This window comes from Pseudacidobacterium ailaaui, from assembly GCF_000688455.1.
GTDB classification, from domain to species: Bacteria; Acidobacteriota; Terriglobia; order Terriglobales; family Acidobacteriaceae; genus Pseudacidobacterium; species Pseudacidobacterium ailaaui.
Map to the genome: position 1 here is coordinate 1029384 of NZ_JIAL01000001.1, position 26128 is coordinate 1055511.

A 26128-nucleotide genomic window follows, 5' to 3' on the forward strand; every position below is an offset into this window, starting at 1 on the left:
ACCCGTCCTCATCGTCCATGACCATCCTCTCCATGCGCCTGCGGATGGTTTTCCGCGCGCATGGGAGAAGGCTTCTGCATCTGGGCGTGAGGATGTTCCTCCTGGGGACGCATTGGTTCCTGATGCTGCGGCTGGGCACGCATCGGCTCCGGACGCTGCTGTGGTTGTGGACGCATCTGTTCCGGGCGCTGCTCCTGCGGCCTCACTTCCTGCCGCGGTTGAGGAGCAGGCTGCGGACGGGGCTGCTGCTCGGCAGGTCTTGCCTGTTGCGGATGGACTTCAGGCCGAGGCTGGGCCTCTGGGCGGTTTACCGGCGATTGCGGACGGTACATCTGTTCCGGCCGCTGCTGCACTGGCTGCGGGTGCGCCTGTATCTGTCCTGTCTCCGGATGGACTCCCGGCCGTATCAAGTTAGGACGGCCCTGCTGCTCAGGATGGATCTGGCTGACGGGCGCCGGCTGCGGTGACTCCGGACGATGGATATTTTCCGGTCGCGCCTGCTGCTCGGCGCGATTGAACTGCGGTGTAGACATCCCACGCTGCGTCCGCACAAATCCCGGGTTCGCCACGCCACGCACGGGCGGCTGCGTGGCCGGTGCATGGTACGGCGTGGCCAGCGGATGGTCCAATGCCACCATCTGCGGACGACCACGGTTGGCTTGAAAGAACTGCGCACGGTTCTGTGCCGCCTCCCGGACAAGCTGCGTCTGCGCGCGCAGGGGAGGAAGATGACGCTCGCGCATCGCAATCTGCTCTGATGGCGTGGGACGCGCCTGAATGCCTCCAGGACCACCGTTATAGCTTATGCGGGTGACGTTGTAGTTATTGATGGTGACATTGTGCACATACACATTTCGGACAATGGTCATGTTTACGTTCGTCACAGCACGGTTGTAGAAGAAATTGCCGCGGTTCCAGTATCCGCCGTAATAGCCGTGTCCAATGTATCCGTTCCCGTAATTGATTCCACCGTAGTAACCAATGTGCGGGCCCCAGTATCCGGGATGCCACAGGAAGTGTCCCAGGGAGACAAACAACCAGAAGCCCGGCGTCCACAAAGCTCCGGTATAGGGAGCCAGGACCCATGTCCCCGGCACCCAATAGTATCCTGCTGGCGACCACGCCCAATATCCTGGCGTCCAGATATAGTTCGGGCCTGGGCACGGCGGCTGCACATACTCAGGAATGGGAGGCGGCGCTTCTGAGGCATATACGGGCTGCGCATATGCCGACTCATCGTAATATCCGCTCTGGTCCGGACTGATTTCGCTGTCAGGCACCGTGTTGTCTGCCGGATAAGGATTGCTTTCCGGATAAGAAGCAGAGGACGCCGACTCATCTGGCGGCGGGGGCGGTGTGCTGTCTGTGTCCGTACTGTAGGAGGGCTGCGCAGCCTGCCTCGACGTGCTGCTCGTCTGGGCCGGTACGCTCGAAGACGCTGCCCCTGCGTCGTTCGAATCAACCGGAGCCATATTGGCTGCCGCCGGGTCCGTACCCTGGTCCTGGGTCTGGTCCGGGACCTGCTGGTCACTCTGTTTATGACACCCTGCTGCCCCCAGAATGAGCCCGACCGTCAACGCAGGTGCCGCCATCTTCCTGAAAATTCGTTCCATCTCCCTGCTCCGAAGGCTTAGATGCAATCCTGGACGAAAAGTCGTGGTGTCCCACAAAAAAGCCCCTTTTTGCACCACGCCATGAATGGATATACCGTAGGCAAAGAACAGCTATGCCAGAAGAAGAACAAAACTCCAATCCAGCCACTCTGGCCCCGGGTCTGTATCTGGTAGGCACACCGATCGGCAATCTTGAGGACATTACTCTGCGCGCCCTGCGTGTCTTACGCTCAGCCAGCCTAATTGCATGTGAAGACACGCGCCAGACGCAGAAGCTCCTGAACCACTTCGGCATTCAAACCCCCGTCATCAGCTGCCACGAACATAACGAAGGCCAGCGAATCCCGGAACTGATTGCCGCCCTGCTGCGGGGTGAGCGCATTGCCGTTGTATCCGATGCGGGAATGCCCGGAATCTCTGACCCTGGAATGCGCCTGGCGGAGGCTGCCATCCGCGAAGGCATCCGGGTCTATCCGGTGCCGGGACCCAATGCTGCGCTCAGCGCGCTGGTTGCTTCTGGGCTCAACACCGAATGTTTCCTCTTTTGCGGATTTCTTCCCGCCAAAGCGGGTGCGCGCCGGTCCGAACTGGAGCGCCTGGCCGCAGGCACCGCGGAGGGCACCACACTCATCTTCTACGAGGCCCCACACCGCATTCTGGAAACGCTCGGCGACATGAAAGCCATCTGGGGGCCCGGCTGCCGGGTCGTGATTGCCCGCGAACTTACCAAGATGCATGAGGAGTTCCTGCGCGGCCCCATCGAAGAGGTCGCAGCCACGCTGAAAGGACGCGAGCGTATCCGGGGCGAGATGACCCTGTTGATCGAAGCGCGCCCGCCGCAGAAAAAGTCAGAACAATCGAGCATTTCCGACCGCATCGCGGCTTTACAGAACAGCGAGAACCTCGACGAGAAGGCCGCACTCAAGCGGATTGCGCGCGAGCGGGGCCTTTCCCGCAGTGAGGTTTACCGTGAACTGCAACGGGAACGCGGCAGATCGTAGTCCCCAGCAGTTCCCTGCATAGCGGGCCTGACCTGTCAGATAAACATACAGACAGGACAGGCCCACATGCGCTTCCGCCTTTTATTGCGCCTTGAATGCCGCCATCAGCGCTACCCATGTGTCCGAACCAGGGTCCGTGAAGGTCGCCGCCGTGCTCGTCGCATAGACAGCCAAGGCATCTTCTGAGATCGCAGAGAAGCCGCTGCTCCCCCGCAAACGGAAACCCGACCCTGCAGCGACCTGGTTCGATACGGCATCCGCATAACCAAAGACAAGATCATACGGAGCTGTAAGGGTCGCCGAGCCGCTGTTGAAGCTGCCCGAACTGGTCCCGGCCGATGAGCTGACCACATCCAGCGGTTTTGAAGTGTTCACACCGTGGTATTCGTGGATGTAGAGGACCGGATATTGCACCGAGGCGCTGAAGGTGAGCGTCACTGTGTCTGCGCCGGCCTTCGGGGCCACAGCATAGTAGATCCTGGAGGTAGAGGCAGAATTGTTCCAGGTCTTGCTCACTGCATCGTCCCAGGCAGAGGCCAGCGAGTCACCCACTGTAACAGTGCCGCCACCGCTCCAGCTCATGCCGATCACCAGCAGGTCCCCTGCCGCAACATTTGTCGGGAAGGTGCACCGCAGCGTCGTTCCTGAGCCTGCAATGCAGCTCTGGGACTGCACATAGGCAATTTTTGTGGAAGAAGCTGGGGCGAAGTTGGCCGTAACCGTGGTCGAGGCCGACAGGGTGACCGAGCAGGTGCCTGTGCCACTGCAAGCGCCACTCCATCCCGTAAAGGTAGACCCGCTTGCCGGGCTCGCCGTCAGTACCACCTTTGTCCCGGATGCAAAGGTCGCCGAACACTGGCTCCCGCAAGAGATGCCGCTGGGCAGACTTGTGACGGTGCCACTGCCAGTTCCATTCTTGGTCACGGTGAGCACAGGGGCAGCTGTTGCCGGCTTAAAGGATGCCAGCAGCGCCACCCAGCTCGTATTTCCCGGCAGGCCAAAGGTCGCCCCATAAGTGCCGCTCTTTGAGACAATGGCGTCTTCCGAAGCCGCCGAGAATGAGCTGGTCATACGCAGGGCGAATCCGCTGCCCGCGGTCATGTTATAGTTCACGCTGTCACCATAGGCAAACAGCAGCTCGCCGGAACTCGAAGCGCTTGTATTTCCGGTAACCGGGCTGGCTGAGGCCACTCCGGAGCTCCCGGTCGCGCCGTCCAGCGGGGAATTCGGCGCTACGCCTTTGTACTCATGCACGTAGACCGTTGGATAGCTGACCGTACCTCCAAATGAAACGTTCAGCGTATCTGTGCCGCCCGCAGGAGCAACCGCATAATACAGGCCGGAAGTGGCTCCGCCGTTGTTCCACGAGCGGGTCACGGCTTGCGTGAACTTGCTGTGCAGTGAATCAGAAATCGTTGGCGAGCCGCTGCCTGTCCATGACATGCCCACCACGATCAGGTCGCTCGCCGTCACCGGACTTGAAAAGGCGCAGGAAACGGAAGATGCAGAGTTGGAAACACAGGACTTTCCCTGCACCCAGGTGATTTTATTTCCTGACCCGGAACCAGAGCCGGTACCCGAGCTGGAGCCGCCGCTGGAGGTCCCACTCGATCCGCTGCTGCTCGATGACTGGTTAAACGTGGCTGAAACGGAAGCATTGCTGGTCATGCTGATCGTGCAGGCTCCTGTGCCCGTGCACGACCCGCTCCATCCGGCAAACGTGGAGTTTGAGCTGGGCGTGGCCGTCAGCGTGACTGATGTTCCGGTCGCATAAGTTGTACTGCATGTTGTACCGCAGGAAATTCCCGCCGGCGAACTGGTCACAGTCCCGGATCCGGAACCACTGGTACCCACACTCAGCGTATAGCTTGTCGTCGTCGTCCCCGTCGCTTGATAGGCACCCAACGTCCATCCTCCGGAAGAGGGACGTGTCGCCCCGGTGATGTCTATCGAAAAGTAAGAGGTAAGGTTCTGGCCAGCCGCAGTCAAAGGAGAACCCGCCAGGGGAGCCAGCAACGCTGACAGCAGCGGATTGGCCGTAACCATGTGAGCATCTCCCTGGGAAGGAGTGTTCCAGTAGGCCGTGTAATCATGCGACATGGACCCGGTACCGTCATCATTGGCAAAGGCCGTACCGCAGTTCACAAAGACATTGTTGATGGCCTTGCTGGCCGAGCCCAGTTCCCAGTGGATCGCATTTCCTCCAGCGCTCTCGCAATCCAGCGTGTTGTTATATACCTGACCGGAAGTGATGTTCTCCTTCATCTCCACGAGTCCATTGGTTGGGCCATACGGACCAGTATTGTTCAGCAGGTTGTTGTAGACCATCGGCGAAGGCATCGGGCCCTGGTCAGCTTCCATAAAAATGAAGGCCGTTGTGTGCGCGCCCCAGCTGCCATCAATGGTGTTGCCATAGACTCTGGGTGCATTCTGCTGGCCTCCGGACGACGTCCACACATGGATGCCATCGTTGTGGTTCCATACTGAGCAGCCACTCCAACAGCCGTCCCAGTTTGCACCGTCATGGATGTGGTTGCCGTGTATCTGCACATTGCTGATCGTGGTCCCGCTGCCTCCATCACCCAACACAATGCCGGTGGAGCAGTTGTACACATCGTTGTTGTAAACGTTCAGTCCGCTGGCATTGGGTCCACCCGTGTCAATGCAATAGTAGGCATCATGAAATTTTGAATTGCGGATGGTAAGGTTCGGTCCGCTCTCGGACGAAACACCAGAAGCAAGCTGGTTGCTGTCGCTGCTGCTGGTCCTTACATACAGTGGACCGCATTCTATGTTTTCGATGGTCACATTTGCAGCGTTCGAGTCGGTCCGGATGCAAACGCTGTCCTGTGCGATCTTGCCCGTACCCGAGTTTGTATCGAAAATCTGGCCATTTGCCCCGCCGTTGATCACAATCCAGCTCTGACCGTTCAGTGTGATCGCAGCCGGGTTCCAGACCGGCGCCTGCATGGAAGCACCGCTTTCAAAAAGCAGCGTGATCGGCGCCGAGCTGGTGCCAGAACCATAAAACGTAATCGGCGAACTAATGACTCCGCACAGATGCACCGTGTCTCCCGGTCCCACCTGCGCCGATCCCGTACCCCAGTTGGACGAGGAATTGAGCCATCCTACCGAATGCGCGTTGGAGCAGCTCGACCCAGAGTTGGCGCCCGCGGCGCTTTGTGCGATGTAGATGTCGTTCGCATGGGCCAGAGAGACTGCTGTGAAGACAAAACACAAAACAAAAATTACTTTTTTAAATGACATGAGCACTGCAAACCCTAATGCCTGAACCAGTCACACTTCGCCTCAAGGCGCAGCAGAGCTGTCCAGACCGAAACTTAGGTTGAAACTTTACAGATGGAGGAGAGGCAGCAGGAGCAGTCGAGCGTATGAAGAGGATTTCTCCCTGTCCACCCGGTATACCGGTGAGCGGTAAGAAACAAAATTACATGTGCTTCCATGCGGGCGGACCCGCGCCGGACATGAGCAGTACGAGGTTCATGGGGGAGGACCTTTCTGCCTTTCTATAAAATTAAGGATTTTGCAGAGCGGCAGTGCAAACGATTTACCATTTCACACTGTCCACCTCTGCCGAAAGAATTCAATTACTTACAAATACCCGCACTTTAGACACCCGTGTATCTATTACAAAGGGCGGTAAAAACTGCACTCCTGGACTAAGAAATTATTTCTTATTCGTAGATAAGAAAAACCCCATCCCTCAGGCAACGCTTTTTTGCGTTTGGGTTTACCCAAGCACATGACCAAAGTCATCGAATCCACTGTGGATTTTTGAGTTTTTTCTTGACTTTTTACAAAATTTATTATGTTTGCTAAAGCTCAATCCGCGGCGTCGAGGCGATCAGCGTCCGGGTGTATTCCTGCTGCGGAGAGCTGCAGATTTTGTCAGACGGCCCGTATTCCACGATCCGGCCCCGATGCAGCACGGCAATGCTGGTCGAAAGATAGCGGACCAGCGGCATGGAATGGCTGATAAACAGATATGTCAGTTGAAATTCGCGTTGGAGGCTGCGCAGAAGATTCATGACCTGCGCACCCACGCTTACGTCCAGCGCCGAAACAGGCTCATCCAGCACCAGCATCTCCGGCCGCAGCGCCAGCGCCCGGGCCAGATTGATGCGCTGTCGCTGCCCGCCTGAAAATTCGTGCGGCCAGCGGCTGAGCGCCGATTCCTCCAGCCCGACGGCCCGCAGCAAATCTGCCGCCCGATTGCGCAGATCCCTTCTGGGAACAGTGCGATGGATGACCATCGGCTCGGTAAGAATTTCCAATACCCGCATTCTTGGGTTGAGCGCAGCAAAGGGGTCCTGAAAGACCGGCTGCATCCGCCGCCGGATGTCATGCAAACTGCGCTGGGTTCTTCCGCTGATGGGCTGACCGTCGAAGCATACCCGTCCCGCTGTAGGTTCGACCAACCCCAGTACCATGCGTGCAATCGTGCTCTTGCCGGAGCCAGACTCGCCAACCAAGCCGAGTGTTTCGCCGCGTTCAATGTGGAAGGAGACACTGTCTACCGCGAGCACCTGCCGGGAGCGCAGGCCAACCCGCCGGGGGTAGCTCTTGGAGAGGTGCTCGACAGTAACCAGAGGCACGGTTTACGTTTCGCTCTGTAAAGACTCAACCGCCTGGGCCACGCGGAGAATCATGGCTTCCTGAAAATGGCCGCCAAGGACCTGCAATCCGATAGGCAGCCCCTCAGAGGATTTTCCGCAGGGCACGGAAACCCCGCAGATGCCCGCCAGACTCGCCGTTACCGTGTAAATATCGGCCAGATACATCGAGACAGGGTCATCGGTCTTCTCGCCCAGTCTGAAAGCAGGCGTAGGCGCTGTAGGAGTAAGAATGGCATCCACTTCCGCAAATGCTCTCAGAAAATCGTCCGTCAACAGGCGGCGTACCTGCTGCGCCTTCTTGTAATACGCATCGTAGTAGCCGGCACTCAGGGCATACGTGCCCAGCATGATGCGGCGCTTCACCTCCGGCCCGAAGCCCAGATCGCGCGAGCGGCGGTACATGGCGGAAAGGGTGTTCGCCTCCGCGGCACGGAAGCCGTATCGCACGCCATCAAACCGCGCCAGATTGGCGCTGGCCTCGGCCGTGGCAATCAGGTAATAGGTGGGAATCGCATAGCGCGTGTGCGGCAGTGAGATCGGCCGTATCTCTGCGCCAGCAGCACGAAGCTCATCCATGGTCCGCTCCACCACCGCCCGCACCTCAGGGTCAAGCCCCTCGGCAAAATACTCGGAGGGAACTCCAAGCTTCAGTCCGGCAACCCCCTGGTCCAGACCAGCGGCATAGTCTGGAACTGGCAGCGGAGAGGAGGTCGCATCCATCGGATCATGTCCTACCAGCACGCCCAGCACCGTCGCGGCATCGCGCACATTGGCAGCAAAGGGCCCCACACGGTCCAGCGAGGATGCAAAGGCAATCAGTCCATAGCGTGAAACGCGACCGTAGGTGGGCAGGAGGCCAACCACACCGCAGAAGGATGCCGGCTGGCGGATCGATCCTCCAGTATCCGTGCCCAGGGCCGCCACCGCCATGCCCGCCGCCACAGCTGCTGCCGATCCGCCGCTGGAACCACCCGGCACGCGGTCCAGCGCATGCGGGTTGCGTACCGGACCATAGGCTGAGTTCTCATTCGAAGAGCCCATGGCAAATTCATCGCAGTTGATCTTTCCCAGAATCACAGCACCCGCCTCTTCCAGCCTGCGGACAGAGGTCGCCGTGTAAGGAGCGATGTAGCCTTCCAGGATCTTCGATCCGGCCGTCGCCGGCAACCCTTCAATCGTGAGTACATCTTTGATTCCCACTGGCACCCCCGCCAGTGGAGGCAGTGGATCTCCTTTCGCCGCCATTTCATCGATTCGGCGCGCCTGCGCCAATGCACGCTCAGGGTGCAGCGAAAGATAGGCGTGGATCTGCGGATCGCGCAGACGGATCTGCTCGAAAACGGCCTCCGTCCATTCGACGGCCTTCCTGCTGCCAGATTCAATGGCGCGACGCACTTCACCAATGGAAGGCGGCCTGGAAACTGCTGTTTCAACTGTCATTACCGTTCAATCACTTTCGGAACTTTGAAGAAGGTCCCATCGGTCTCCGGGGCCGAAGCCATCACCTGCACTCGGTCCAGCGAGGAGCGCACCTCGTCCTTACGCAGAAAGGTGTCTGCCTGGGCCTGCTGCACAACTTCGCTGACCTGCGCCATCGGCTCTACATCCGATGTATCCAGTTCATTCATCTGCGCAACGTGGGCAAGAATGGCATTCAAATCACGTAACATGCGGCCTTCTTCTTCCGCTGTCAGTTCCAGGTTTGCAAGTTCGGCCACGTGGCGAACATCGTCAAGAGACACGCTCATGGATAGGCACTTTCCAGGGGACAACCAACCCCTTCTCCAAAGTATAGCGGGAAAGGGCTGGATGGAAGACGGGCTAATCGGCGCCAGGAAATTCAATTACAGGAACAGGGACGGTCTGCCGGGAAAGGCAGGCGGTGAGCGTTGACCACAGAAGAGCAAAGTCACTCCGCCAGGTTGCGCGCTGCATATATTCCCAATCCAACTTGGCCTTCAGAGGCTTGATCGTGCGTGCGTAGAAGTAATCCAGCTCATGTTGCGGGATTTTTTGCAGAATCTCCTCCTCGCAACGGAATGCAAGGGTCGCCGCTCCGGTGATTCCTGGACGGAAAGGCATGTGCAGGCTTTCATGGTGCGGCAGCTTGGGCCGTGGCCCCACAAAGCTCATATCGCCCTTGAGGACATTGATCAACTGGGGCAGTTCATCCAGTTTGAATTTCCGCAAAATGGCCCCGACTCGGGTAATGCGTGTATCCCCCTGCACCGTAATGGAAGGACCGTTTTCTGCCCCGTTTACCATCGTGCGGAATTTATAAATCGTAAACAGGCTTCCTCGCCTGCCCATGCGCTTCTGGCGGAACAACACCGGTCCCGGCGAGGTCAGAGCAATCGCAGCAGCAATGACCACCATGAGTGGAGAAAAGACAATCAGCCCCAGTGTCGCTGCCACCAGATCAAACATGCGCTTGCCATCGGAAAGACTCCAGGCGTTCCTGTGCAGTTGCGGGTGTGCGGCCGCCCGGCCCTGCGGGAAAGCAGGCGTGATTTGCACCTTTACAACTTCTTGCGATTCCAGATGAGACACAGAATTGGGCTTCAGAACAACGGGGGTAAAGTTCATAGCTCGATTCCTGATAGGGCAAAAATTACACTGCGCTTCTGCTTTTCTGAAACTCTGGTCTAGAAACTAAAACTCCAATTGTTGGACTTTGTTGTGGGCAAACTGTAAGTCTTTAATTTCTCAAACCAACCTCTTGTTTCTCAGAAAGGTGGCAACACCAGATGTCTGTCTACCACCTCGGCATCAAAAGCAAATCTTAAGGGATGGAGTACGATTGATTTTTTTAAAGTAGTGAAAATGTAGCTAACATCGTTTCAATTCGGGAACTGCATCCCGAAATTGCCTTTTTGATTATAAATTTTCTTTGGCATTCACTGGGTTGAGACGCTTCCACAAACCATCTGGGTTTTCTAAATAACGCTGATGGCGGCAGCACCTAACGCCAGCTGCGAAAAGAGCTGTGACCAGTCCAGGATACCGCGCAAAATCGTCGGCCGGAAGGTCTTCTCCGGGACCACAATCGTATCTCCCGGATAAATCTTTGCCGATTCAAACGTATTTCCCCAAAGTCCGCTGTTCACTGTGCGGCTCACCACTGACCCATCCGCACGAATGATGAACATGTGCTTTTTGTCCGCATCGCGGTTGGGACCACCTGCCATCTTCAGATAATCGCCCACCCGACGTCCGGGCATGAACATGAACGAATTCTGGTCATAAACTGCGCCTACAACGTTGACCGTGGAGGGCTTCGGAGGCACCACGAAGACATCGCCATCTTCCAGAGGCAGATCGGGAAGGCTGTCTACGCCTCTGGCATCGGGCCGGATCTGCAGAACAATCCGGCCGGTCGCACGTAGCTGGTGCAGGCGGGAGAGCAGGTCGCGGGCGCTGGCCTGCGCGGAAGTTGCACTGGCCACATCCTGCGCGGATGCGGCCGAAGCCGTTCCGGCAAGTACGCCGCGCTGTGTCTCCAGCTCCACACTCTGTACATACTCATCCAGACGCTGCTGCTGCAGTACACGGGTGGATTCGCGGGTAAATTCCGAGCCGTAAAGATAGGCCCCAGGGGTCAGGCCTCCGGCACGGACCACAAGCTGCCGCAGTGTTTCTCCCGGACGCACGCTGTAGATTCCAGCACTGACAAATTCTCCTTCCAGACGTACAAATTTCGTCTGCTGTTCCTGAGGCACCCGCAGATCGGCCTGCGAGAAGACCGTCACCACGTCTCCCGGCTGCAACGCCAGGTCTTGTGTGGGATCGTGTTCCAGCACCAGCTTGCCAAGATCAAAAGGGACCAGGGAGGTCTTCAGGGTCTGCGGGTCCATGCGCTCGATGACAGCATAATGCCAGTCAATCTCTGGCGCTGAAAGCTGCACATCATTCCGTCGCGTCGCCGAAGCTGTGTTCTGGGTTATCACCCGCCGGAATCCCAGGCTTCCGCTGCCCGTCAGTTGCGAGGGGTTCAGGGTGCTGCCGGACGACTGCATCGGGGAGGAAGAAGAACTCCCGGATTGCTGAAGCTGCAGGTTTTGAAAAAGATCAGTCCCCGTGCCGGAGGATGGTGCACCATTGGCCTGCGTTGGCGGGAGCAGCCCCTCATACTGTTGCGGCTGCTGGAGATACACGCTCCCCTGCGCATAAGGATATTCATTGGCGCCCGCTCGCCCCTGGCCGGTCTGACCATTCTGGTTTTGCTCATCAGGTCCGGGAGCAACCAGAGCATACTGTCCGTTCGGCAGCTTCTGGAAGCGGTTCTGCATCTGCCACTGCTGGTAGGCCTGCCGCGATTGCAGGTCCACCGGATGCGAAGGCTGATACTGCACCGGCCCGGAAACATAAGGCTGAAACTCCGGAGTCGGCAGCCCTAACTGGGCGCGCTTCCAGTAATAATCGCGCGTGATGAGGGAGTCCTTGTCCGGGATGAGGTCGCTCAACTTCATCCCCTCGTGCCAGGCAAAGCGCCCGGGATTGGCCGTATTGCCGCGAAGCGTCACCGTCTTTTCAAATCTTGCAGGGATCGAAAGGATGCGCAGCACATCTCCATCCCGCAGCACAGTGCCCAGACCAGCAGCGTTATAGGCAACTTCCATGGCCTCCCGCGCCTGGTGCCCATCGTTGCGCTCGATGGAAATGCGGGCGTCTGCCGCAAGGGAGGAAGCCCCTCCGGCATAGGCCAGCACTTGCTCGATCGTGGTCTTCGCATCCAGCAGCTCATAGATGCCCGGGTGGCGCACACTTCCGGTAAGCGCTACCTGCGGCCCGGCAGGTGGAATAAAGATGACATCGCCGGCAAGAAGCTGCACGTCCCTCGATTTGTCGCCATTCACAAGCAAGTCATAAAGATCAAAGTGCGTCACCGTCTGGCCATTGCGCTTCAGTTGAATGTCGCGCAAAGACCCCTGGCTCGATGGCCCTCCGGAGGAAAACAGCGCATTCACCAGCGTACTGAGTGCGCTGACGGTATACATGCCCGGACGCCTCGCCTGCCCCACCACATACACCTGGATCGAGCGGGTCTGTCCAATGTCCACGGTCAGATCAAAATTGCGGTAGACCCGTCCGATTTCCGTACGCAGATGCTGGTCCAGCGCCGAAAAAGGAAGCCCCGCGACATGGATGCTCCCCACCTGCGGAAGATAAATGGACCCCGTGCGGTCCACACGCACATCTGCATTGAAATTGACCTGCCCCCAGACCCGGATACGCAGCACATCGCCTGCGCCAATGACATAATCCGCCGTGACCGGCGCCTGTTCCAGCGGAGTAAACGTGGTGGGCACGTAGCGGAACAGGTCAGCCCCGAAAATCGGCAGCACTTCTCCTGTGGTTCCGGCCACAAACTTCTGGAACTCGGTCAGCGGTTCGGGAGGAGCAGGAACCGTTGTTGGCAGGATGCTTCTTTGCTGTTGATTACCGGAGGTCCCCAGGTCCGTGTATGTCCGCGTGCCCAGGGGTGCGCCCAGAGGAACATTTCTCTCTCCCGTCCCGGCGCCAAGGCCCAGTCCAAGGGACCCTTGGCCCGCTATGTCCACTGCTCCGCACGCTGCGGAGGCAGCATTGACCGGATCGGAACAGTCTACCTGCCCCTGGTTCTGGCTTTGCGCATCCATGTCCATAGCGCTTTGGGAGTGGACCTGCGTTGTGGCCGCCAGCAGGAACACCGCGAGAGGAAAGACCAGTTGCTTACGCATAACACATGCAGCACGCCTCTGAGGCCGGCCGCGTATTGACTCCTTGAAACAGCGTGTCGTTTTCAATCCCACGTGCAGGGGCCTTGCGCTGCTGCAACTCTACAGGCGGCCCCGGTGCGCCATCGTGCGCTCTTGCATCACTGCTTTTCGACTACATGGACGATAAACTTCATTTCCGCATGGCCCGCACCGCAAAACCGCGAGCAGCTTCCCGGAAAATCTCCTGTCTGCTCGGGAGTGACCTCTACTTCCACGGTCTTGTGCTTCGGCATCTCCTCACGGATACCAAGCCCTTTGACGGCCAGTCCATGATCCACATCATCTGAGATCAGCACCAGCCGCACAGGCTCGCCCTTCACCAACGTGATCTCTCCGGGGACAAACTGATACCGCTTGGCATGAATGGTGATGGTGCGTTCCGCCTGCGCCCCCAGAAAAGCAGGCACAACCCATACCATCATCAGAAAGACAAAGAAACAGCGCCGGACCTGGTTCACGAATCCTTTACCCTTGACTTCTTTTGAATCCCTAACCCTGACTTCCTTTATTGTACAGACGGGCGGGGGAAACAAAGGCGCTCCACGGCGGGGAGGATAAAACTGCTCAACCCTCTGCATCTTCAGGACCGCCGGCGAATCTTATCCTTGACATAGTACAAGCAGACTCCATGCAGCACAGAGGAGGACCAGACTTGATCCAGCAGCGCAGATTAGGACGACAGGGACCCACCGTTTCCGCCATCGGCCTGGGATGCATGGGCATGTCTGACTTCTACGGCCAGCAGAAGGACCGTGATGAGGCCGGGGCCATCGCCACCATCCACCGGGCAATCGAGCTGGGAATCAACTTCTTTGATACATCTGACATCTACGGCCCGCATACCAATGAGATTCTGGTCGGGCAGGCCTTGCGGCCATACCGGCAACAGGTCCTCATTGCCACGAAATTCGGCATCATCCGCAAAGAAGACGGCACCCGCAGTGTGAATGGCAGGCCGGAATATGTCCGCGCCGCCTGCGATGCCAGCCTCCGGCGTCTGGGCGTGGAGACCATTGACCTGTACTATCAGCATCGCGTAGACCCGGACACGCCCATCGAAGAGACCGTGGGTGCCATGTCCGATCTCGTCCGCCAGGGGAAGGTCCGCTATCTTGGCCTCTCTGAGGCTGGCCCGAAGACCATCCGCCGCGCCCATTCCGTCCACCCCATTGCCGCCCTGCAAAGCGAGTATTCCCTCTGGAGCCGCGATATCGAAGAAAATGGGGTCCTCGCCACGCTGCGGGAACTTGGAATAGGCCTGGTTGCGTATTCTCCGCTGGGAAGGGGCTTTCTTACGGGCCAGATCCGCAGCTTTGAGGACCTGGCGCCAGAAGACTGGCGGCGCACTTCACCACGTTTTCAGGGAGAAAACTTCCAGAAAAATCTGGACCTGGTGGCAAAAATAGAACAGCTTGCCCGCAAGAAAGGCGTTCGGGCCTCGCAACTGGTTTTGGCCTGGGTCCTAGCGCAAGGAGAAGACATCGTCCCCATTCCGGGGACCAAGCGGTGCAGCTACCTCGAAGAAAATGTGGCAGCAGTGGATGTCCAGCTGACCGTGGAAGACCTGGCAGAGCTCGATGCAATTGCACCCAAAGGGGCCGCAGCAGGAGATCGTTACGCTCCTGCCATGATGAAAATGTTAAACCTGTAATCCTTGTCCGGAAATGGACAGGCCATGCCCATTTCCGGACAGCATCGGGACAACGATGCTGGAAACGAAACCCTTATCCTTGCAACAATGGCCATGTCTTCTCGTGCGTTGGCCCATGGTTTGCTAACAGTTACAGAAAAAACAAGTCTTAGCTGACAAGGTTGCTGAAGAATTTTCCTTATGAAGCAGTTTGGTTGCTTCCGGATCGATGCTCAGAACGAATTGCTTTGGCGTGACGGCAAACCGGTGCCGCTCGCACCCAAGCCATTTGCCGTCCTGCGCTATCTGGTGGAGAGCCCCCAGCGCCTGATTACCCATGACGAGCTTCTTGATGCGCTCTGGCCGGAAACCTATGTTCAGCCTCAGGTACTGCGCACTTATATCCTGGAGCTGCGCAAGGTCCTCGGCGATGACCCTGACCGTCCGCAATATATTCTGACCGTTCCCAAGCGGGGATATCGCTTTGTATGCGGAGTTGAGGAGGTCCACGGTTCCTCACCGTCCGGCGCATCCGCAACCGAAGCAGGAGTGGGCCTTGTTGGACGTGAAGCCGAACTGGCAAAGCTTGAAAGCGATTTTGCCCGGGCCCTCCGGGGACAGCGCCAGATGGTCTTTCTCTGCGGCGATGCGGGCATGGGGAAGACCTTCCTTGTGGACGCCTTTTGTGAGCGTGTCGGTCACAGCAGCCATCTGCGGATTGCCCGGGGCCAGTCGATGGAGGGTTTCGGCGGCAAGGAGGCGCTCTACCCCGTCCGCGAGGCACTGGGGCAACTGCTAGCCTATGAAAGGCCCAGCCAGGTCCTGGCCAGACTGGTCCCGGGCTGGTTTGGCAAAAAGGCCGAGGACCCAGGCAGGCCTCCTTCCCTGGGAGAATTGTGCGAGGCAGTCGAAGCACTGGCACAGGAGGAACCGCTTTTACTGGTCTTTGAAGATCTGCATTGGGCCGACGCTTCCACGCTCGACTTCATCTCTGCTCTGGCCCGCAGGCGCGGGCAGGCCCGTCTGATGCTGCTGGCAAGCTGCCGTCCGGGAGAATTGGATGGGCAGCATCCGCTGAAGCGCCTGAAAGAGGACCTGACCACGCACCGCCTCTGTTGCGTCATCCCTCTTCTGGCCCTCGACCGCGAAGCCGTCGCCGGATATCTCAAGCGTCAGCTTCAGACCAGTTGCCTGCCCTCCGGCCTGGCCAGTTTCGTCCATCAGCACTCTGAAGGCAATCCGCTGTTCATGGCCGCCATTCTTGACCATTTGCAAAGAGAGCGTCTCATGGAGAACCAAAATGGCACCTGGCAGCTGTCGCTCCCTCTGTCAGAGATCGAACTGGGAATCCCCCAGGGCCTGCTCGGCATGATGGACCTCCAACTGGAGCGCCTGTCTGAGGCGGACCGGCGGCTGCTTGAAGCTGGCAGTATCGTCGGCGCCATTTTTCCTGCCTGGGCCGCAGCCGCTGCCTTAAAGACCGGCGTACCGGATGTGGAAGATGAGTTTGCCTCGCTTGCCAGGCGGACGCGCCTGCTGAATCCGGCCGGGCAGGATGAGCTGCCGGACGGTACGCGCTCCACGTTTTATGTGTTCGCGCATGGACTGTTTCGTGAAGCCCTCTACTCGCGACAGCCAGCGGCCCGCCGCGCAGAGCGGCACCGCCGCGTCGCAGAACATCTGAAGACCATGTTTGCCGGAAGTGAGGCAAATATTGCCTCGGAGCTGGCCCGTCACTATGAAGCCGCAGGCTGCTGGCAACAAGCCATTGAAGCGCTGCATCTGGCCGCCGACACCGCCGGAAACCGTGAAGCACAACACGCCGCCTGCGAGATGCTCCGCCACGCGCTGGACCTGTGTACCCATCTGAAGGCGCAGGAGCGCAAGGCCCTTGAACCGGTCCTCAAGAAAAAGCTGAAAAAATACTCCGAATGGACCTCGATGGAGATCGCCTGACGGCTTGGGCGGTACGTCTGCAGGTTGAGCGGGTGGGCTATGGCTGAACTTTGCCTCAGCGCGTGGGAATCGCAGTAGGCCGCACCGGCCCCATTTCTTTGGTCATCTGATAGGTGTAGCGGATACGATGGATGACGGTGATCGTGGAAAGAACGGCCAGCACCCAGAGCACAGGCGCCATCACCCCCCAGCGATTGAAGAGCGCGCCCAGAATGATCAGCACAATGCGCTCGGGACGCTCCATGAAACCCACTTTGCATTGCCCGATAAGCGCTTCGGCCCGCGCCCGCGTATAGCTGACCATCAATGAAGTGACCATGACAAAGGCGGCCAGCACCACGTAAAAGAAGCGGTTGCCCCGGGCATAAAACACGAGCAGCCCGAAGAACAGCACCACGTCCGAATAGCGGTCGATCACGGAATCAAAAAACGCCCCGAAGACCGTCACCTGGTCAGTCTGCCGGGCGACCCGACCATCCACCATGTCAAAGATTCCTGCGCCAATGATCACCAGGCCGGCATAGAGAAACATCCGCACGTAGTTGTGTTCGTTGGCGTAACCAAACAGAATGGCGGCAATCGTGTTGATCAGAAGCCCAATAAAGGTCAGGACATTCGGCGAAATGCGGGTCAGCGCCAGGCCATTCACGATGGCCTGGAGCAACACTCCACAGGCCCGCCCAAAGGCATTCGTCCAGCTTTTATTGGAGGCCATGACAGCTTATTCCGCTTTTGCTTCCACTTCATCGTGGATGGTCGTCAGCTTCAGGATCTCAAGCTGGCGCTTTCCATTGGGCGTGACTACGGTGACTTCATCGCCCACCTGTTTGCCGACCAGGGCCCGACCGATGGGAGAGGTGGTTGAAATCAGCCCCTTGCTCACATCAGACTCCTCACTGGTCACCAGCTTGTACTCAATTTCCTCGTCCTTGGAAGGATCATAGACGACCACTGTGGAGCCGAATGCCACGCGGTCTTTGGGAATATTGGCTAGATTGACCAGAGACAGCTCCGCCATGCGCTTTTTCAGCTGGCCCAGGCGCGCATTCACAAATTCCTGGCGCTGTTTGGCCATGTGATATTCGGCGTTTTCGCTCAGGTCCCCCAGCGCTGCCGCTTTCTTGATCTCCTGAGGAAGCTCGTGAGCAAGTTCATGCTCAAGCTGCTTGATTTCTTCGAGCAGTTTTTTCTTGATATGTTCAGGCATGGAAAATAGTCCGTCGCGGCCCTGGAGTTTAGGCAGGGCCGTTCCAGCACGGCCAAACCAGATCACCGCTGAACTTTTATTATACCGTCCCGGCGGCAATCACAAAGAGGGACCGCTCGTCTCTGGCCCCGGGGCATCTTGCCTTCTCGTCTCCAGGAACTCCTGGAGGACCAGCACAGCGGCCACCTGGTCCACTACACGGCCGTGCTCAGCACGATGACGTCCGGCCTCATACAGAATACGGTGCGCCTCGGCCGTTGTAAGCCGCTCGTCCCACAGATGGACCGGAAGCGCGGCCACCTCGGCCAGTGCCTGCGCAAATTTCTGGACTTTCTCTGCCTGCCGGCCCCTTTCTCCTGAAAGGTGGAGCGGGTGGCCCACGACAATCTCCTGGCAGCCATATTTTCTTGCCAGCCGCGCTAAAGAACGCAGGTCGGCCCGTGGGTTCTTACGCTCCAGTGTCAGCACCGGCTGCGCCGTCAGGCCCAGAGCATCGGAGACAGCCACGCCGATGCGGCGGTTTCCCACGTCCAGTCCCAGGATGCGCGGCACCTCTTCCATAAGAGTCATCTTACGCGCAGAATGGCCCGTCTCGATCTGGCGAAAAATACCCGCATCATACAATTCAGATAGGGAATCAAAACAACTTACAGGTCACTCTGGAATTGCGACGTCTATTACTTCTTGCAGTCATTGCAGTCCTGCTCTTCATCGGGTTTTCCCTTGATGTGCCTCGCGGGCCACGGTCGGAGACGTTTTTAGACATCCCGCCACGTACAGGATCCAGCCAGATCGCCGCGCTCTTGCAGTCTCGCGGCCTCATCTGGAACCGGTATGTGTTCGACGCCATGCGTCTCATCAAGGGTGGGACCCTGAAGGCCGGAGAGTATCGCTTTGATCACCCGGCGCGTATGTCTGAGGTGTACGCGCGTCTGGAAAGAGGAGACGTCTATACCGTGGCCTTCACCATCCCGGAAGGGGCCAATATTTTTGATGTGGCCCAGCGGGTGGAAACTGCCAGACTGGGCAGCAGAGAGGCATTTCTCCAGGCGGCACACAAGGACGTGAATTTGATCGCGGACATGGAGCCAAATGCACAGACCGTGGAAGGATACCTCTTTCCCGACACTTATCACTTTTCCCGTCACGCCACACCGGACCAGATGATCGCCGCCATGGTCCATCGCTTCCGGCAGGCGGCAGACAGCATTGACCTGCTGGGGAATTATCATGCAGTGGTGACCCTGGCCTCTCTGGTCGAGCGCGAAACCCCCATCCAGAGCGAGCGCCCGCTGGTGGCCAGCGTCTTCGTCAATCGCATGAACAAGGGGATGCCTTTGATGACAGACCCTTCTGTGATTTATGCCGATCTGTTAGAAGGGAAGTACAGGGGCACCATTTTCCGCTCCGACCTGGACGGCGATTCGCCCTATAACACGTATAAACATACGGGACTGCCGCCGGGTCCCATCTGCAATCCCGGTATCGTATCGCTCCAGGCCGCGATGCATCCGGCAAAGACCGAGTTTTTATACTTTGTCGCCGCAAGCGCGGACCCATCCGGCAACTCCCGCTTTGCCAAGACACTCGAAGAACACGAGAAAAATGTTCAGGCTTATAGAGAGTCCCAGAGGATGGCGGGACTGAAAAAATAAGGGAGCAATCGAGGAAACCTGCTCGGTTGGCGCTCGGAAATCGACCGCTGCCACCAGACTGGACGCCCCTCGTTTTTCCCTCGGAATCAAAAGCACAAAGACCTCTGTGAATATGGACCTTAAGGCCAGGATGAGAAGACTCTGGATTCAAGCATGTGCGACGACCTGTTTGCTGCCGGTCCTCACCGGATGCCTGATCCATACCCGCAAGGTCCCTCAGCCCAAGATGCCCAGCGTGGTCCTTTCCGCCGATGCTCAGCAGCTTGTCAGCAACATCAACCGGCAGTACGACTCTATCCAGACGCTGAACGCCACTGTCGAGTTCCAGGCCACCGTAGGGGGTGAGAAAAAAGGAAAGATCACCGACTACACCTCGATCCGAGGCTATATCCTTCTGCGCAAGCCCGAGATGCTGCGCGTGCTGGGGATGCTGCCCGTCATCAGTACACGGGCCTTTGATCTGGCCAGCGATGGTGACACTTTCAAGCTCTGGATCCCGCATGAGAACAAGGCCATCGTCGGCACCAATACAGTGACCAAGCCTTCGCCGAATGCTCTTGAGAACATGCGTCCTTACATTTTCTTTGATTCCCTGCTGATTCACAGCATCGGGCCCGATGATCTGCTCTCGCTCACCACAGACACCCGCACCATCACCGACCCCAGGCGAAAGGAGCTCCTGCTCCAGCCTGAATACAATCTGAATGTCTTTAAGCAGGACAGCGGCCAGAGCAATCTACTCATCCCGGCCCGGATCATCCATGTGGACCGCACCACCCTGCTGCCCAGCGGCGAAGACATTTACGACAAGGACGGCAACATCCAGACCCAGGCCATCTATGGACCCTACCAGAATTTCGGCAGCTTCCGTTTCCCCGGCAGTATCACCATCCGGAGGCCGCTTGAGGAATATCAGATTGTGATTACCTTCCAGAAGGTGACCGTCAACCAGCCTCTGCCAGACGACCAGTTCCAGTTGAAGATTCCCGAGGGCACAAAAATCCAGAAGCTGCCCTAGCTAAATCTTGGCCCGCATCTCCTGCCCAGCGCCAGAAGACGTCGGCACCACCGGCCTTGTCGCGGCCACCCCGGTGGTCTTTCCACCTTGCGACGCCGCGCTTCCGACCGGAGCACCCATCGGCCGCAGATGCACCGCCGGTTGATGCACGGTGGGCTGGTGCATACTCACGATAATGGCTTTGGCGGGGTCCTTTCCCGCACATCGATAAGAGTGAGGGGTACTGGCGTCAAAATAAACGCCGTCGCCTGCTTCGAGTACGTGGAGCTTTTCTCCGTGTCGGATCTCCAGCTCACCTTCGAGCACATAAAGAAATTCATATCCCGGATGCACATGGGACTGAATCGGAACCGGCTTCTTTACCGGGATAAACTCCGCATAGTATGGATCCAGCTGCCGGTCTGGCACCATATAGCCCATGCTTTCAAAGTAATAAGTGGGGTCATCTACGCCTGTCTGAGGAAGGCGCACACGATCACTCTTTTTGTGGATGCGGAAGACGGTATGCGGCTCGCTTTCAAAGAAGTAAGAAAGGTCTTTGCCAAAGACCATCGCAATGCGCGCAAGGTTGCGCAGCGTCGGCACCACCCGTCCGGTTTCAAGCTGGGACAGAAAGCTGGCAGACAGGCCCGTGTGCCGGCCCAGCTCCACCAGTCCCATGGACTTTTTCAGCCGCAGCCTCTTGATCCGCTCGCCGATATGCTTTTCGGCAATAAAGGATTCCGCACTTCCGGGGTCAATCGAAGACCGTTCTGCTTCCGGCCGTTTGCTTTTCATCTGACACCCCCACCCTCTAAGCACATGGATGCCGGGAAATCCCTGGATATGTTGCCTGCATGAAAAACTGTTTCAGGCATACACAATCGATGAATTTCCGTCAAGCCCGTCTTTATACGCATCTTACGTAGCATTACGCAACTTTCTCGTCTTCTGGATGTCATTTCAATGTCATTTCTCTGTCCCTAGGGAAGGAAACATGCATGTACTCGTCAGTGGCGCTTCCGGACTCATTGGTTCAGCACTCGTGCGTCGTCTGGAGTCGCGCGGTTCCAGTGTGCTGCGCCTCGTCCGTCGACAGCAGGGTAAACCGGGAGAGCTCTCCTTCCCTGAAGAGGGCAAAGCACCGCAAATCAGTGGTTTAACGGCGGCCATCCATCTTGCTGGAGCAGGGATTGCCTCCCACCGCTGGACCGCTGCCTATAAGCAAGAGATCCTGGAGAGCCGGGTCCGGCCAACGCGCAGGCTGGCCGAGTGGCTGGCAAGCCAGCAGGACCTCCCGCAGTTGCTGATCTGCGCCTCCGCCATAGGTATTTACGGAGACCGCGGCGAAGAGGTCCTTACCGAGGACGCTGCCGCGGGAGATGGCTTCCTGGCCGAGACCTGCCAGGCCTGGGAGGCTGCAGCCCAACCGGCGCGCGATGCCGGAATCCGCACCGTGCATCTTCGTTTTGGGATTGTCCTGGCGGCGCAAGGTGGTGCTTTGGCCAAAATGCTCCCGGCCTTTCGCCTGGGACTCGGCGGCAGACTGGGGAGCGGGAAACAGTGGATGAGTTGGGTTGCGCTGGAAGATGTTCTCCGTACCATTACTTTCGTCATGGAAAATAGCGCCATCTCCGGGCCTGTAAACACAACAGCCCCTCATCCGGTCATCAATGCGGCATTTACTCATGCCCTGGCCAGCGTCCTGCACCGGCCCGCTCTGCTCCCCGTCCCAGCCTTTGCCCTGCGCATGGCCCTGGGCGAAATGGCAGACGAGGGCCTGCTCGCAAGCACCCGCGCCGTCCCGCAAAAACTTGAACAGGCTGGTTTTCTCTTCGCCTGTCCGCATCTGCACGACGCGCTCTCTGCTACGCTGAAAAGGGAATGAGACTGAGGGCGAGTACATTTTCTGGCGAATTCATCCTGCTCGCCCTGCTTCTGCTGCTGACCTCCTGCGGACTGGAGTCCGCCCCTCACCCGCCCAGTCTCTATCTGCCCCAACCTGTCACAGACCTGACCGCCGAACGCATCGGCAATGAGGTCCACCTGCACTGGACCATGCCCAAGCGCTCCACGGACCGCGTCAAGCTGGAGGGCCTTCAGCAGGCGGTCCTGTGCCGCGGCCTCGCCGGCACCCCCTGCGAACGAGTAGGAAAAGCGGCCTATGCGCCCGGAGCGGCAGCCGACTTCACAGACCATCTCCCGACCAGCCTGGTCTCTGGCCCGCCGCAACTGCTTGTCTACACCGTCGAGCTGACCAATAGGAAGGGACATTCCGCCGGCGCTTCCAATCCCGCTTACACCGCCGCCGGAGCAGCTCCGGAAAGCATCACCGGTCTTTCAGCCGAGGTCCATGCCGACGGCATTCTGCTTCGCTGGCAGCCAGCTCAAGGAGCGGGAAACTTCGTCCGCCTGGATCGTGTCCTGACCAACCCGCACCAGACCTCCTCTGACTCCATGGCCGGCGTTCCCCCGCCGGTGGAACAGAAACTCGAAACTGCTTATGCGGCCAACCATGACCCCGGGGGCACGCTGGACGAAGATGCGGCATTGGATTTTATCTACCGCTACACCGCGCAGCGCGTGGCAACGTTTGAATCCGGCAGCCACAAGGTGGAAGTGGCCAGCACTCCGAGTGGACCGATTGTGGTCAACGCCCGCGATGTTTTTCCTCCTGCCGTACCGACAGGACTGGCCACTGTCGCCAATCCTGAAGGCCATTCGATTGACCTTTCGTGGACGCCGGACCAGGAAAGCGATCTTGCCGGATACATCGTCTACCGTCGCGAAGCCGGGTCCAATGCCGCTCCGGTGCGCATTTCGCCCGCACAGCCCATCACCGCACCTGCATTCTCTGACACACCCGTAAAATCCGGCCTGCGCTACGCATATTCTGTGAGCGCCATCGATAAAGACCATAACGAAAGCGCCCGCTCGGCAGAAGTAGAAGAGACCCTGCCGCAGCAGCAAGAATGATGACACGATGAAATACTGCCGTTTTCTCCTGGATTCCTACCCTCAATATGGCGAAGTGATAGACCGCGACGGGACGCCCTGGATTGTGCGGCTTCTTCCGCCGTTTGAAGAAGACCCGTGGACAAAACCTTCCAGCTCGCGTTTTACGCCCCTCCCGCTCGACCAGGCAAAGCTGCTGCCACCCACCCTGCCCTCCAAAATCGTTTGCGTGGGCAGAAACTACCGTGAGCACGCGGCCGAGCTGGGCAATGAAGTCCCGAAAGAGCCGCTGATTTTTCTCAAGGCCCCCTCCTCACTCATCGGCCATCAACAGGAAATCCGCCTTCCTTCCCTTTCTCAGCGTGTGGATTTTGAGGGCGAGCTGGCCCTCGTCATCGGCAAACGATGCTCCAAACTCGGCCCGGATGACGATGTGCGCTCTTTCATTCGCGGATACACCATCGTCAATGACGTGACCGCTCGCGACCTGCAAAAGCCTGACGGCCAGTGGTGGCGCGCCAAAGGCTTTGATACCTTCTGCCCCGTGGGGCCGATTGTGACCGATGAGGTTGATCCGGAAGCAGGCCTCACCGTCCAGACACGTTTGAACGGCGAGCTGAAGCAGAGCGGAAATACCCGTGATTTCATCTTCCCCATCGCGCATCTGCTGCGCCACATTACCGCTGCAATGACGTTGTACCCCGGCGACCTGGTCCCGACCGGGACCCCTTCCGGTGTCTCTGCCATGCAGCCCGGCGATACGGTAGAGGTCACGATTGACGGCATCGCAACACTCTCCAACCCCGTAATCATGGGATAATGAAAGAGACCGCGATTCGCTCTGCGGCATCCAAACAAGAGAGACCCGCGCCAGGAGGAACCATGCCGAAGACCCTGCTTGAACAACTCCGCGCAATGACCACCGTCGTTGCTGATACCGGAGACATTGAAGCCATTGAGAAAGTCAAGCCGCAGGATGCGACCACCAACCCGTCCCTGATTACCGCCGCCGCGCAGATGCCGCAGTATCAATCCATTGTGGATGGGGTGCTGCTGGATGCCCATAAGCAGCTCGGCGAAGGGGCCAGCGACAAGGACGTGGCGAACCTTGCCTTCAAACATCTGGCCATCGAGTTTGGCAAGCGGATCCTGCAGATCATCCCAGGGCGCGTTTCCACCGAAGTAGATGCTCGCCTCTCCTATGACACCGAAGGCACCATCAAGACTGCCCGCGAGATCATCTCCCTCTATGAGAAGGCCGGAATTTCCCGCGAACGCATCCTGATCAAGATTGCTTCCACCTGGGAAGGCATTCGCGCCGCTGAGCAACTGGAAAAAGAAGGAATCCACTGCAACCTGACCCTTCTTTTCGGACTCCATCAGGCCATTGCCTGTGCGGAAGCCGGTGTGACCCTGATTTCCCCCTTCGTCGGACGCATTCTCGACTGGTACAAGAAAAACACGGGCAAGGACTACAAGGGCGCGGAAGACCCTGGAGTCCAGTCCGTTACCCGCATCTACAACTACTTCAAAAAGTTTGGTTACAAAACCCAGGTCATGGGCGCCAGCTTCCGCAACACGGGTGAAATCATCGAGCTGGCCGGCTGCGACCTGCTGACCATCTCTCCGCAGCTGCTGCATGAGCTTGACTCTACCCAGGGAGAACTGCCGCGGAAGCTGGATCCGGAAAAGGCCAAAGCTGCGGACATTCAGAAGATCCCCATGGACAAGGCGACCTTCGATAAAATGCACGCCGAAGACAAGATGGCCTCGGACAAGCTGTCGGAAGGCATCGAAGGCTTCAGCAAGGCCCTTGAAAATCTTGAGCAGCTGCTGGCCAAGCGGCTGGCTGAGATCGAATCACGCCAGACCGTCAGTGCAGACTGAATCTCCCTTGAGCACTTCAAACAAAGGCGGCCCTCCGGCCGCCTTTTCCCTTTTCAACCCGGCTCGGAAAGGACCAGTTTCTCCGCCGGAAGCATCGCCCGGACTACCAGCGACACACCAAAGCAGATCAGTACACACTTCAACAGAAGCCAGGCATTGTAGCGCCAAGCCAGGACCGCAAAGCAGATGGTGGTGGAAAGGTAGTAGCCCTCCGCCACGACTGCCCTGCCCCATTGCGGCCGCCTTCCATGCCCTGGGACACGTGCGTGCAGACTCCACCCCAGGCGCGGCACGCGCTCCCGGTAGGCGCGATATGGCTCGCCCTGCTGCGCGAGAAGGTGGGCCTCCTCGGCCAGAATGAGACGAAAAAAGAAGACCATCTCCGCCAAGAGAAAGAAAATGGCCCCGCTCGGAGGCATGAGCAGCGCAACTGCCACGGAAAACAGCAGGCTGCCCAGATACAGTGGGTTCCGTGTGTGACGATAGGGGCCGTCCGCAAGAACGCTTCCTGCATACAGCGCTGGGCTTAACACCACCCCCGCACCCAGGTACGCCGTCCCCCACACGCGCAGAAAGGTCCCTGCGCAGGCCGCCGCCAGGGCCACTCCGGTAACCCCTAGCGTCGCAGTATCTAAAGAGAACCAGTGCGCGCTGGCCAGTGCTCCGGAAAGCTCCAGCCAGGCCGTGGTCGTAGGAGACGGACTTCCCGTATAACGCGACCAGGGTGACCAGAAGCCCAGCGTGTAGATGGCAAAGACAATCGCCACGCGGTGGCGAAATTCAAAGGAGGTGGCCTTCATTGGGGAATCCTTGAGGTCCAGCCTACAGCAA

The 26128-nt window shown here is 58.3% G+C and carries 22 protein-coding genes; 9 read left to right on the forward strand and 13 right to left on the reverse strand.

Annotation, left to right across the window (positions count from 1 at the left end):
* Positions 1-8: 8 nt before the first annotated feature.
* Positions 9-1613, reverse strand: a complete 1605-nt coding sequence (locus N655_RS17295) for a YXWGXW repeat-containing protein (protein ID WP_081823563.1) — start codon at positions 1611-1613, stop codon at positions 9-11.
* Positions 1614-1726: 113 nt separating this feature from the next.
* Here N655_RS17295 and rsmI point away from each other — a divergent pair, with 113 nt between their 5' ends.
* Complete coding sequence (rsmI, locus tag N655_RS0104630) at positions 1727-2614, forward strand: 16S rRNA (cytidine(1402)-2'-O)-methyltransferase (protein ID WP_026442052.1); 888 nt, start codon at positions 1727-1729, stop codon at positions 2612-2614.
* An 81-nt stretch (positions 2615-2695) separates the two neighbouring features.
* On the opposite strand, the gene N655_RS20515 is transcribed toward rsmI, so the two are convergent.
* The 7 genes from N655_RS20515 to N655_RS17305 all read right to left on the reverse strand — a co-directional run bounded on the left by N655_RS20515 (position 2696) and on the right by N655_RS17305 (position 13468).
* Positions 2696-5881 (reverse strand): InlB B-repeat-containing protein, encoded by a 3186-nt coding sequence (locus N655_RS20515; protein ID WP_026442053.1) that lies wholly within the window; start codon positions 5879-5881, stop codon positions 2696-2698.
* A 569-nt stretch (positions 5882-6450) separates the two neighbouring features.
* Positions 6451-7230 carry an ATP-binding cassette domain-containing protein gene (locus tag N655_RS0104640; protein ID WP_026442054.1) on the reverse strand — a complete coding sequence of 260 codons (780 nt, stop codon included), beginning with the start codon at positions 7228-7230 and terminating at the stop codon, positions 6451-6453.
* 3 nt (positions 7231-7233) lie between these two features.
* Complete coding sequence (gene gatA / locus N655_RS0104645; RefSeq protein ID WP_026442055.1) at positions 7234-8691, reverse strand: Asp-tRNA(Asn)/Glu-tRNA(Gln) amidotransferase subunit GatA; 1458 nt, start codon at positions 8689-8691, stop codon at positions 7234-7236.
* Positions 8691-8999, reverse strand: a complete 309-nt coding sequence (gene gatC, locus N655_RS0104650) for an Asp-tRNA(Asn)/Glu-tRNA(Gln) amidotransferase subunit GatC (protein ID WP_026442056.1) — start codon at positions 8997-8999, stop codon at positions 8691-8693. The genes gatA and gatC overlap by 1 nt, the downstream gene beginning before the upstream one ends.
* 73 nt (positions 9000-9072) lie before the next feature.
* Positions 9073-9837, reverse strand: coding sequence for a sugar transferase (locus tag N655_RS17300; RefSeq protein WP_202900314.1), 765 nt, complete (start codon positions 9835-9837; stop codon positions 9073-9075).
* Between the two features lie 350 nt (positions 9838-10187).
* Complete coding sequence (locus N655_RS0104660) at positions 10188-12971, reverse strand: SLBB domain-containing protein (protein WP_044933979.1); 2784 nt, start codon at positions 12969-12971, stop codon at positions 10188-10190.
* Positions 12972-13108: 137 nt separating this feature from the next.
* On the reverse strand, positions 13109-13468 hold the full coding sequence (locus N655_RS17305; RefSeq protein ID WP_162173487.1) for a cupredoxin domain-containing protein: 360 nt from the start codon (positions 13466-13468) through the stop codon (positions 13109-13111).
* Between the two features lie 170 nt (positions 13469-13638).
* Between N655_RS17305 and N655_RS0104670 the strand changes: the two genes are divergently transcribed.
* A complete protein-coding gene (locus N655_RS0104670; protein WP_202900315.1) occupies positions 13639-14661 on the forward strand; it encodes an aldo/keto reductase in 1023 nt (340 codons plus the stop codon).
* 180 nt (positions 14662-14841) lie between these two features.
* On the forward strand, positions 14842-16596 hold the full coding sequence (locus tag N655_RS0104675) for an ATP-binding protein (RefSeq protein ID WP_026442060.1): 1755 nt from the start codon (positions 14842-14844) through the stop codon (positions 16594-16596).
* Positions 16597-16651: 55 nt separating this feature from the next.
* Here N655_RS0104675 and N655_RS0104680 read toward each other — a convergent pair whose 3' ends face one another.
* The 3 genes from N655_RS0104680 to ruvX all read right to left on the reverse strand — a co-directional run bounded on the left by N655_RS0104680 (position 16652) and on the right by ruvX (position 18364).
* Complete coding sequence (locus N655_RS0104680) at positions 16652-17311, reverse strand: CDP-alcohol phosphatidyltransferase family protein (protein ID WP_026442061.1); 660 nt, start codon at positions 17309-17311, stop codon at positions 16652-16654.
* Positions 17312-17317: 6 nt separating this feature from the next.
* Positions 17318-17803 carry a GreA/GreB family elongation factor gene (locus tag N655_RS0104685; protein WP_026442062.1) on the reverse strand — a complete coding sequence of 162 codons (486 nt, stop codon included), beginning with the start codon at positions 17801-17803 and terminating at the stop codon, positions 17318-17320.
* A 99-nt stretch (positions 17804-17902) separates the two neighbouring features.
* Positions 17903-18364: a Holliday junction resolvase RuvX gene (gene ruvX / locus N655_RS0104690; RefSeq protein ID WP_026442063.1), complete on the reverse strand. Its 462-nt coding sequence runs from the start codon at positions 18362-18364 to the stop codon at positions 17903-17905.
* Between the two features lie 104 nt (positions 18365-18468).
* On the opposite strand from ruvX, the gene mltG reads away from it, so the two are divergent.
* Entirely contained in the window at positions 18469-19458 is a 990-nt protein-coding gene (gene mltG / locus N655_RS0104695) for an endolytic transglycosylase MltG (RefSeq protein WP_081823568.1), read from the forward strand.
* A 130-nt stretch (positions 19459-19588) separates the two neighbouring features.
* The gene (locus N655_RS0104700; protein WP_026442065.1) at positions 19589-20476 is read left to right on the forward strand and encodes a DUF4292 domain-containing protein; all 888 of its coding nucleotides are present in this window, start codon (positions 19589-19591) and stop codon (positions 20474-20476) included.
* Here N655_RS0104700 and N655_RS17310 read toward each other — a convergent pair whose 3' ends face one another.
* Positions 20477-21253 (reverse strand): helix-turn-helix domain-containing protein, encoded by a 777-nt coding sequence (locus tag N655_RS17310; protein ID WP_081823570.1) that lies wholly within the window; start codon positions 21251-21253, stop codon positions 20477-20479.
* A 199-nt stretch (positions 21254-21452) separates the two neighbouring features.
* Between N655_RS17310 and N655_RS0104710 the strand changes: the two genes are divergently transcribed.
* From N655_RS0104710 to N655_RS0104725, 4 genes are all read left to right on the forward strand, one after another.
* A complete protein-coding gene (locus tag N655_RS0104710; protein WP_026442066.1) occupies positions 21453-22343 on the forward strand; it encodes a TIGR01777 family oxidoreductase in 891 nt (296 codons plus the stop codon).
* Complete coding sequence (locus tag N655_RS0104715) at positions 22340-23431, forward strand: fibronectin type III domain-containing protein (protein ID WP_026442067.1); 1092 nt, start codon at positions 22340-22342, stop codon at positions 23429-23431. The genes N655_RS0104710 and N655_RS0104715 overlap by 4 nt, the downstream gene beginning before the upstream one ends.
* Before the next feature lie 7 nt (positions 23432-23438).
* A complete protein-coding gene (locus N655_RS0104720; protein ID WP_026442068.1) occupies positions 23439-24230 on the forward strand; it encodes a fumarylacetoacetate hydrolase family protein in 792 nt (263 codons plus the stop codon).
* 62 nt (positions 24231-24292) lie between these two features.
* A complete protein-coding gene (locus N655_RS0104725) occupies positions 24293-25297 on the forward strand; it encodes a transaldolase (RefSeq protein WP_026442069.1) in 1005 nt (334 codons plus the stop codon).
* A 53-nt stretch (positions 25298-25350) separates the two neighbouring features.
* On the opposite strand, the gene N655_RS0104730 is transcribed toward N655_RS0104725, so the two are convergent.
* Positions 25351-26097: a methyltransferase family protein gene (locus N655_RS0104730; protein WP_026442070.1), complete on the reverse strand. Its 747-nt coding sequence runs from the start codon at positions 26095-26097 to the stop codon at positions 25351-25353.
* Between the last annotated feature and the right edge of the window lie 31 nt (positions 26098-26128).

Coding starts and splice junctions, on each gene's coding strand:
- N655_RS0104700 (WP_026442065.1), top strand. CDS start 19,589: ATGAGAAGACTCTGGATTCAAGCATGTGCGACGACCTGTTTGCTGCCG.
- N655_RS0104725 (WP_026442069.1), top strand. CDS start 24,293: ATGCCGAAGACCCTGCTTGAACAACTCCGCGCAATGACCACCGTCGTT.
- N655_RS0104670 (WP_202900315.1), top strand. CDS start 13,639: ATGCAGCACAGAGGAGGACCAGACTTGATCCAGCAGCGCAGATTAGGA.
- N655_RS17300 (WP_202900314.1), bottom strand. CDS start 9,837: ATGAACTTTACCCCCGTTGTTCTGAAGCCCAATTCTGTGTCTCATCTG.
- N655_RS0104730 (WP_026442070.1), bottom strand. CDS start 26,097: ATGAAGGCCACCTCCTTTGAATTTCGCCACCGCGTGGCGATTGTCTTT.
- N655_RS0104715 (WP_026442067.1), top strand. CDS start 22,340: ATGAGACTGAGGGCGAGTACATTTTCTGGCGAATTCATCCTGCTCGCC.
- N655_RS20515 (WP_026442053.1), bottom strand. CDS start 5,881: ATGTCATTTAAAAAAGTAATTTTTGTTTTGTGTTTTGTCTTCACAGCA.
- N655_RS0104685 (WP_026442062.1), bottom strand. CDS start 17,803: ATGCCTGAACATATCAAGAAAAAACTGCTCGAAGAAATCAAGCAGCTT.
- N655_RS0104660 (WP_044933979.1), bottom strand. CDS start 12,971: ATGCGTAAGCAACTGGTCTTTCCTCTCGCGGTGTTCCTGCTGGCGGCC.
- gatA (WP_026442055.1), bottom strand. CDS start 8,691: ATGACAGTTGAAACAGCAGTTTCCAGGCCGCCTTCCATTGGTGAAGTG.
- N655_RS0104720 (WP_026442068.1), top strand. CDS start 23,439: ATGAAATACTGCCGTTTTCTCCTGGATTCCTACCCTCAATATGGCGAA.
- N655_RS17310 (WP_081823570.1), bottom strand. CDS start 21,253: ATGAAAAGCAAACGGCCGGAAGCAGAACGGTCTTCGATTGACCCCGGA.
- N655_RS17295 (WP_081823563.1), bottom strand. CDS start 1,613: ATGGAACGAATTTTCAGGAAGATGGCGGCACCTGCGTTGACGGTCGGG.
- N655_RS0104680 (WP_026442061.1), bottom strand. CDS start 17,311: ATGGCCTCCAATAAAAGCTGGACGAATGCCTTTGGGCGGGCCTGTGGA.
- ruvX (WP_026442063.1), bottom strand. CDS start 18,364: ATGGAAGAGGTGCCGCGCATCCTGGGACTGGACGTGGGAAACCGCCGC.
- N655_RS0104710 (WP_026442066.1), top strand. CDS start 21,453: ATGCATGTACTCGTCAGTGGCGCTTCCGGACTCATTGGTTCAGCACTC.
- gatC (WP_026442056.1), bottom strand. CDS start 8,999: ATGAGCGTGTCTCTTGACGATGTTCGCCACGTGGCCGAACTTGCAAAC.
- N655_RS0104675 (WP_026442060.1), top strand. CDS start 14,842: ATGAAGCAGTTTGGTTGCTTCCGGATCGATGCTCAGAACGAATTGCTT.
- rsmI (WP_026442052.1), top strand. CDS start 1,727: ATGCCAGAAGAAGAACAAAACTCCAATCCAGCCACTCTGGCCCCGGGT.